Source organism: Pseudomonas sp. LA5, from assembly GCF_028640825.1.
GTDB classification, from domain to species: Bacteria; Pseudomonadota; Gammaproteobacteria; order Pseudomonadales; family Pseudomonadaceae; genus Chryseomonas; species Chryseomonas aestiva.
In genome coordinates this window covers 1-6,284 of the sequence record NZ_JAQYZY010000044.1, presented here as the reverse complement: position 1 = coordinate 6,284, position 6,284 = coordinate 1, and the positions used below count along the sequence as shown (strand labels likewise).

Genomic DNA, 6,284 nt, shown 5'->3' with positions numbered 1-6,284 from the left:
ACCCCTGGCGTCCACGTCATCGACTGCCCGGTGGACTACTCCGAGAACGATCGCATCCTGCACCAGGAAATCCAGCAGCGCAGCGCGGCGGTTTGAGCGTGACTAGCTGACTGGATTGCCACCCGGTGCCGCTACCTGCATCCCGCTCACCAACCACCAACCGGACCTAAGACATGACATTACGCTCTTTCGGAATCGCCAGCCGCAGCTTGCTGTGCTTTGGATTTCTAGCCGCCTTGGTCGCTGGAGTGGGCATTTTCGGTATCACGCAGATGTCGCAAATGAGGGATCAAAGCCTGGAGATCGAAACGGACAGCGTCCCGAGTGTGATCGAGGCTGACAACCTGGCCCTGCTGTTGGCTTTTACCCGAGCAGAAGTGTTGCGCCTGATAGCCTTCCCGGACGCGTCCACTGTCGTCGATGCGCGCAAGCAGCTCGAATCCCATCACAACGCCATACTGGCGGCATTCAACCGCTATGAAGCCTCGATTGGCTCCGATCCGGAGCGTCAGGCCTTCGAAAGTCTGCGCCAGGCCTATCGGGGCTATCTCGATAGTGTCAACCAGCTGGCCGAGTTGGTGGGCACCGGCAGAATGGACGAAGCCCGCACTATGGTGCAGACAGTCCTGGCCCAGCTAGGAGCCAAGATGAACGCAAGCACCGAGGCCCTGCGCAAGTTCAATCAGGATGACATCAACGCAGCCTCCGAACACGCCAGTGCTACCTATGGCCAGTCGAAAGCAGTGACCTGGTTGGCGATCGGCCTCGCGCTGGGCCTTACCCTGTTGCTGGCCTGGCGCCTGACCGTGAGCATTACTCGGCCAATCGATACCGCCGTGAGCGCTGCCAGGGCTATCGCCAGCGGCGATCTGACCCAGACCCTGGACACCCATGGCCAGGATGAGGCCGCCCAACTGCTGCGCGCCATGCAGCAGATGCAGACCAATCTTCGCGACACCCTGAGCCACCTGGGGCACTCGGCCAATCAGCTCGCCTCGGCCGCCGAGGAAATGACCGCGGTCATGCAGGAAAGCGCCACTGGCCTGCAGCAGCAGAATGGCGAAATCGAGATGGCCGCCACCGCGGTGACCGAGATGAGCCAGGCTGTCGAGCAAGTTGCCGGCAACGCCACTTCAACCTCGACCGAATCACGCAAAGCCGCTGATACAGCCCGCCATGGTCAGCAACAGCTGGGCAAAACGCTGATTGCCATCGGGACGTTGACCGAGAACGTCATGGGCGCCGGCGATCGTGCCAAGGCACTGGCCGAACAGACCCGCGACATCAGCCAGGTCCTCGACGTCATCCGTTCGGTAGCCGAGCAGACCAATCTGCTGGCACTCAATGCCGCAATCGAGGCGCCCGAGCAGGCGATGCCGGGCGTGGCTTTGCAGTTGTGGCGGATGAGGTAAGGGGCCTGGCCCAACGCACGGGTGACAGCACGCGCGAGATCGAAAAGATGATTGGCAGCATCCAACAGGGCACCGGCCAGACGGTAGATGCTCTGCTGACCAGCGCCGACCAGGCACGACAGACGCGGGAACAGGCGCAGGCGGCGAACTCGGCCTTGGAGACCATCGCGCAATCGGTGTCGGGCATTGATGAGCGGAACCTGATGATTGCCAGCGGCGCAGAGGAACAGGCTCAGGTGGCCCGCGAAGTGGACCTTAACCTGGCGCGTATTCGTGATCTGTCGGTGCAGACTGCCGCGGGAGCTGAGCAGACTCGCGCGGCGAGTCTGCAGCTCTCTCAGTTGGCGGTAGAACTCAACGGACAGATTCGACGATTCCGCGTGTGAGGAGCTGATCAATAAACTCAGCGCCGGGCTTTGATACTCCCGGCAATGCTCCTGCGGGGTGGCACTCGACATGCTGCTGGCCGGGCCGGATTGCGGCTGGCGTCGGCGAAACATCCCGCACTCGAGACACGCTGACCAGAACCGCTACCCTCCTCCCTGGATCAGACGAACCCCAGGGAGTGCGGGAATTACCGAGGGCATGTGGGATTTGGACATCGGCTGTGGCTCTGGCGATGTCACGTTCCTGCTGGGCGAGCCGGTCGGTGAACCGGGCGAAGTTGTCGGCAGGGATCACGACGACGATGCGCTCGCCACCGCACGGGCCGTGCGGCCGAATTGGCACTGCCTAGACCGCCATGCTTCTATCGGAGCAGCATCGCGGACATGCCTGAATCCTTGGGTACCTTCGACGCCACCGTGGACGTCGAGTACTGAGGTATAAGCCCCAATAACACTGCTGCGGCAACCGCCTTGGCAGAGCGACTCCAATCCGACAGGTTGATGATCTTTCAGGAGCAGGACAGTACGCTGACGCCTGCCAGCCTGGAAGGTTTCGAACTGCATCGGAAAGTTCAAGGCTGGATCCAGCAGAGGATCACTCGTGAGGGCGTGGCTCTGCAGCTAGGCGTCAATCTCCACGGCAGTCCCACCAACGCGGGTCTGAACGTGGAAGCGGTTCGCGCCGCCTGGGGTGCAGCCCCCTGATGAGGCCGATGCCCTTGGAAGCATCTTCAAGGCCTGTCTTCCAGGCATTGTGGCGCTCGGCGTAGCGGCGCCCGAGGAGATCGGTATAGACACCCTGCAACGGCGCCTCGATGACGAACGTCGGAAGTCCAGGGGCATTCACCTCGGCGCCGCGATGTTCGGCGCCTGGGCGCATGTCCGTCGCCTGATACGGTCAGCGGATACCGGGCGCCTCGACGTGAGCTGGCGAGTTACGTCCATCTTTGCCGATTCGTGCCATCCGTGGCGACGAGCGACCTTGCGGCCGCTCCTGACCTAGCGGCCCTAGTTAGTGGCCTCGACGGCTCCTTGCCGAGACTGACGCTCCTCTTTCGCCAGCGTTTCGTGCATCTCCCGGTGCTGCTGGAGCGCCGCCTGACTATCGCGAAAGTCTTCGTTGTGCGAGATCGAACGCTCGCTGCCGTCTGCGGCATAGCTGACGTGGGCCACAGCGAGGGCAGCGGCAAACAGGGCAGTTTTAAGGAACGGCATGGTGTTTCTCCTTCTAGAGTGCAGCGTGGGTATGGGGGTCACTCTAGAGGGGCGCGGCTAACGCCAGGATGAGCCGCGCATTACAATCCTGTCATCCTGCCGGGGGCTGTTCGCGACGGCGCAGGACGCTGTGGTAGAGCGCAGGCAAGACCAGCAGTGTCAGGGCAGTGGAGGACAGGATGCCGCCGATCACCACGGTCGCTAGCGGGCGTTGTACCTCCGCCCCGGTGCCGGTGGCCAAGGCCATGGGAATGAAGCCCAACGAGGCCACCAGCGCAGTCATCAGCACCGGCCGCAGGCGGACCAGCGCGCCCTCGCGCACGGCGATATCCAGCGGCTTGCCCTCCTCCAGCAGGCCACGGATGAAGGAGACCATCACCAAGCCATTGAGCACTGCGACGCCCGACAGTGCGATGAAGCCCACACCGGCCGAGATCGACAAGGGAATGTCCCGCAACCACAACGCCAATACCCCGCCCGTCAAGGCGAAGGGAATGCCGGTAAAGACCACGAGGCCGTCGCGCAGATTGCCGAACATCATGAACAGCAGCACGAACACCAGCAGCAGCGCTACCGGAACCACGAGTTGCAGTCGGGCGGCGGCAGCTTGCAGCTGCTCGAATTGACCGCCCCAGCTGGTCCAGTAGCCTGCTGGAATCCGCACCTGGTCCGTGATGGCGGCGGTGGCATCCGCCACGAAGCTACCCAGGTCCCGATCCCGCACATTGGCACTGACGATCACCAGGCGCTTGCCGTCTTCACGGCTGACCTGATTCGGCCCAAGCACCGTTTCCAGGCGCGCCACATCGGCCAGCGGGATGAACTCGACACGGCCTTCCACCGCAGGCAATGGAATGGGCAAGCGCGCCAGCACCGCCGGGTCGCTGCGCAGGGCCTCCGGTAGGCGGATCATCAGATCGAAGCGGCGGTCGCCCTCGAAGAGCGTGCCAGCCTTGCGTCCACCGAGCGCCGTTGCGACCACATCCTGGATATCACCGACATTGAGGCCGTAGCGCGCGGCTCGCTCACGATCGATCTGCACACTCAGCAGCGGTAGCCCACCGGTCTGCTCCACCTTCACCTCGGCGGCGCCTTGGACCTTCTGCAGCACCCTGGCAATGTCCGCAGCGGTCTTGTTCAGCACCGCCATGTCGTCGCCGAAGACCTTGACCGCCACATCGCTGCGCACCCCGGAAATCAGCTCGTTGAACCTCAGCTGGATCGGTTGCGACAGCTCATAGTTGCTACCGGGCACACGCGCAGCTGCCGCCTCCAGTTCGGCCATCAGCTGCTCGCGGGACTTGCCTGGATCGGGCCACTGCGCCTGCGGCTTGAGCATCACATAGCTGTCGGAGATGTTCGGCGGCATCGGATCCGCGGCGATCTCGGCGGTGCCGGTACGCGCGAAAACCCGCTCCACCTCGGGTACCTGATCCAGGATGGAACGCTCCAGGCGTTGCTGCATGTCCACCGATTGCCCCAGGCCGGTACCGGGCACTCTGAGCGCCTGCAGCGCGAAATCACCCTCGCTCAAGCTGGGTACGAACTCACTGCCCAGGCGCAGGGCCAATAGCACCGTCAGCACCACGCTCAGGCCAGCGCCGGCGAAAATCAGTGGCCGCCGACGCATGGCTGCATCCAGCGCGACGGCATAGCCGCGCCGCGCCGCGCTCATCAGTCGATTGTCCTTTTCCTGCACGCGACCCGTGACGAACAGCGCCACGGCCGCAGGGACGAAGGTGATGGACAGCAGCATGGCGCCCACCAAGGCGATCACCACGGTAAAGGCCATGGGATGGAACATCTTGCCTTCCACACCCGTCAGGGCGAACACCGGCAGATAGACCACCATGATGATCAGCTGCCCGAAAATGAGCGGCCTCCGCGCCTCGCGCGCGGCGGCGAACACCTCCTGAAAGCGCTCCCTGCGGTCGAGCACCCGACCGTGCCGCTCCTGGGCATGCGCCAGCCGGCGGATGGCATTCTCCACGATCACCACGGCGCCATCGACGATGATGCCGAAGTCGAGCGCGCCCAGACTCATCAGGTTGGCGCTGACCCGATTCGCCGCCATGCCGCTGAAGGTGAAGAGCATCGAGAGCGGAATCACCAGCCCGGTAATCAGCGCTGCGCGCAGATTGCCGAGGAAGACGAAGAGCACGGCGATGACCAGCAGCGCACCTTCCACGAGATTCTTGCGTACCGTGGCGATCGCCTTGTCCACCAGCGTGGTGCGGTCGTACACGGCGATCGCCTGCACCCCTTCCGGCAGGTTGCGATTGATCTGCGCCAGGCGCTTGGCCACTGCCAGCGCCACCTCGCGGCTGTTCTCGCCCACCCGCATGAAGACGGTGCCAAGCACCGCCTCCTCGCCATTTTCGGTAGCCGCCCCAGCGCGTGACTCCTGCCCTACCCCTACGCTCGCGACATCCCGGATCCGCACCGGGATGCCGTCCACGGTTGCGAGCACGATGGTGGCGATGTCCTCGACAGAGGCGAGCTGCCCCGGTACCCGGATCACCAGCTGCTCCCCGGCGCGCTCGATGAAACCGGCGCCGACGTTGGCGTTGTTTCGCTCGAGCGCCACCGCCACTTGCTCCAGGGTGATGCGGTAGCCGGCCAGCCGCTTGGGATCGGGCGCGATCTGATACTCCTTGGCATAACCGCCAATGGTGTTGACTTCCGCCACCCCGGGTACGGTGCGCAACTGGGGTTTGACGATCCAGTCCTGGATCTCGCGCAGATCGGTGAGCGTATAGGCTTCGCCATCAGCCCGGCGCGCCTGGGGCGCGGCCTTCACCGTCCAAAGGAAGATTTCCCCAAGCCCTGTGGACAGCGGCCCCAGATTGACTTCCACGCCCTCCGGCAGGGCCTCGCGCGCGCCCTGCAGGCGCTCGCTCACCTGCTGGCGGGCGAAGAACAGATCCGTCCCGTCGGCGAAAATGACGCTGATCTGGGCAAAGCCCGAACGCGACAAGGAACGGGTCCGCTCCAGCCCTGGCAGGCCGGCCATGGCCGTTTCCAGCGCATAGGTGACCCGCTGCTCGACCTCCAGCGGCGAGGCACCCGGTACCTCGGCGTTGATCTGCACCTGGACGTTGGTGATGTCCGGTACCGCATCGATGGGCAGGTGTCGATAGCTGTAGATCCCCAGTGCAGCGATGCCGAGCGTGGCAAGCAGCACCAGCCAGCGCTGCTCGATGGCGAAGCGAAGAATACGTTCGAACATGATGCGCCCTTAGTGGGAGTGCTCGGCCGAGCCCTTGCCCAG

4 protein-coding genes and 1 pseudogene are annotated in these 6,284 nt (G+C 64.0%); 3 read left to right on the top strand and 2 right to left on the bottom strand.

Annotation, left to right across the window (positions count from 1 at the left end):
- From PVZ72_RS16725 to PVZ72_RS24085, 3 genes and pseudogenes are all read left to right on the top strand, one after another.
- Window positions 1-96, top strand: a 96-nt coding sequence (locus PVZ72_RS16725; RefSeq protein WP_273862523.1) for a hypothetical protein, incomplete at its 5' end; no start/stop codon positions are given.
- 77 nt (window positions 97-173) lie between these two features.
- Window positions 174-1,798 (top strand): annotated as a pseudogene (locus PVZ72_RS16720) (methyl-accepting chemotaxis protein).
- A gap of 70 nt (window positions 1,799-1,868) precedes the next feature.
- Window positions 1,869-2,240 (top strand): methyltransferase domain-containing protein, encoded by a 372-nt coding sequence (locus tag PVZ72_RS24085; RefSeq protein WP_337960393.1) that lies wholly within the window; start codon window positions 1,869-1,871, stop codon window positions 2,238-2,240.
- Between the two features lie 566 nt (window positions 2,241-2,806).
- On the opposite strand, the gene PVZ72_RS16715 is transcribed toward PVZ72_RS24085, so the two are convergent.
- Window positions 2,807-3,013, bottom strand: coding sequence for a hypothetical protein (locus tag PVZ72_RS16715; protein ID WP_273862522.1), 207 nt, complete (start codon window positions 3,011-3,013; stop codon window positions 2,807-2,809).
- 91 nt (window positions 3,014-3,104) lie between these two features.
- Window positions 3,105-6,242: a CusA/CzcA family heavy metal efflux RND transporter gene (locus PVZ72_RS16710; RefSeq protein WP_273862521.1), complete on the bottom strand. Its 3,138-nt coding sequence runs from the start codon at window positions 6,240-6,242 to the stop codon at window positions 3,105-3,107.
- Window positions 6,243-6,284: the final 42 nt, after the last annotated feature.

Excerpts from the sequence above, each read along its gene's own strand:
- PVZ72_RS24085 (WP_337960393.1), top strand. The coding sequence starts at position 1,869 with ATGCTGCTGGCCGGGCCGGATTGCGGCTGGCGTCGGCGAAACATCCCG.
- PVZ72_RS16715 (WP_273862522.1), bottom strand. The coding sequence starts at position 3,013 with ATGCCGTTCCTTAAAACTGCCCTGTTTGCCGCTGCCCTCGCTGTGGCC.
- PVZ72_RS16710 (WP_273862521.1), bottom strand. The coding sequence starts at position 6,242 with ATGTTCGAACGTATTCTTCGCTTCGCCATCGAGCAGCGCTGGCTGGTG.